At 28.2% G+C, this 1,885-nt stretch carries 1 protein-coding gene; it reads right to left on the reverse strand.

The features are described 5' to 3' along the window. The coding region (locus tag L8X30_RS07825; protein WP_412175512.1) for a ShlB/FhaC/HecB family hemolysin secretion/activation protein at positions 1 to 1,879 on the reverse strand (1,879 nt) is incomplete at its 3' end. Positions 1,880 to 1,885: the final 6 nt, after the last annotated feature.

The following is a 1,885-nucleotide window of genomic DNA, read 5'->3' on the forward strand; positions in this document are numbered from 1 at the left end:
AAAAATACACCCCACCACTTAAATATAACTTCATTCTATGATCATCATCGTATTTATACTGATGAACTGCTCTTGCTGCATCAAGTTTTATATAATACTCATTAGTTTTATTATAAAGCACTTGCAAACCTACTGCATCTAAAAAATGCTCATCTGCTAATCTATCCCCTGAGTCTTTTTCATACCAAGCATAACCTATATCATAAAAAGGAGTAAAATAAAAATTCGTATTTGGTATATTTATTCTTATACCAAAGTTAGCTACTATGGTATTATCTCCATCTCCATCTCCATTATCATAAGCTCTTACTCCATAAGCTCCACCTAAAGAGGAACTCTCAGAAGAATCTAATTCAAAATTCCCTAATACCTTTTGATAATTTATATTTAAAGTATGCGTAATGTATTCATTAATACTATAATAATTATTCACACTAGCATTGAGTTTTCTAAACCAGCCAAAAGTTTTGCTACCAATTTTAAAATCACTATCATCATATACCTTACCTATACTTACCTTAGCACTATAACTTAAGGTATTATTCTCAAATCCTCTAAACAAACCCTCTAAACCCATACTACCTACATTAGAATGTTTATCGGTAGTAAAAAAACCAAACAAAATACTATCACTAAGTATTTTATGATAAATACTAGAAGTAAGATATAAAGATGAATTAGTATTAATCCATACAGGATAAGAAAAATCTACACCAAGATTTCTAGAAGTACCATAAAATCCTGCATCTTTATATTCCCCACCTAAAGAATAAGATCCTTGAGATATGCTTGGAGTAATTTTTAAATTTCCTAAAAAGAAAGTATAACTAGCTCCATAGTTAATTTGATTTTCATTGCTTGATTGTAAGTAAAAATTATAATAATCTCCCATATTAAATATAGAATTAAATCCCATACTAATACCAGCTCTAATATCCCCTGCACTTTCAATACCATAATTATCAGCATATAATAATACATTAGCCTTAGTATCAGGTACTACTTCTATAACTACATCAGTTTCTCCTACATTCTCTCCTGCTTGTAAACCTGCTAGGGTTTGTACTCCATACATTTCATTGACTTTATATACACTATCTTCTATGAGTTTAGTAGAAATGATTTTACCTTTGATTCTTTCATTAAGCTTACTTTCAAAAAAATAATCTTTTATGGTAGTTTTATTCTTTACTATATACTTACCTAATGTTCCTAAGGCTATATTTATTTGTACACTATCTTCAAATTCTTGTTGGGGTACATAAGCTGTTGCTGCAGGATAGCCATTAACTTGGAAATAATAAGCAATGATATTAGATATATCTTGTAAATCTTGTAAGCTAAATTTTCTAGTACTAAACTCACTAATAAGTATTTGTAAATCTTCTTCTTTAATACCTAGTTTTTCAAAGCTAGTGTTTTCATTAGTGATAACAAATTTATATTTGGTTATTACTTTTTTAGTGGTGGTGTTAGTTTGATCACTTGAGTTAGTAGAGTTAGTGTTAGAATTATTATTGGTTTGATTATTTGTATTAATAATATCACTATTATTAGTTGAGTTAGAATTATTATCATTTACACTAGTATTAGTTTTATCATTGTTTGTATTAGTAGTTTCCTCATTAGTTTCATCTTCTTGATTTAGTTTTTCTTTTAAAGCTTTCTTTTTTTCTTCAAAGTCTTTTTTAGCTTCTTGGCTTTTTATATAATCATCTTTAGTTTTTAGATTTTCTTTGATAGCTTTGTTTTGAGGGAGGTTTCTATCAGGGGATAATTCTATAACCTTTTCTATATCATTTTTAGCTATGGTAATACTTCCATTATTAGCATAGACTAAAGAGCTAAGTGCTATAGTACTAAGTAAGAGTTTTTTCATGGTTGT

Origin of the sequence: Campylobacter sp. CNRCH_2015_0338h (genome assembly GCF_025772785.1) — a bacterium.
GTDB lineage: Bacteria > Campylobacterota > Campylobacteria > Campylobacterales > Campylobacteraceae > Campylobacter_D.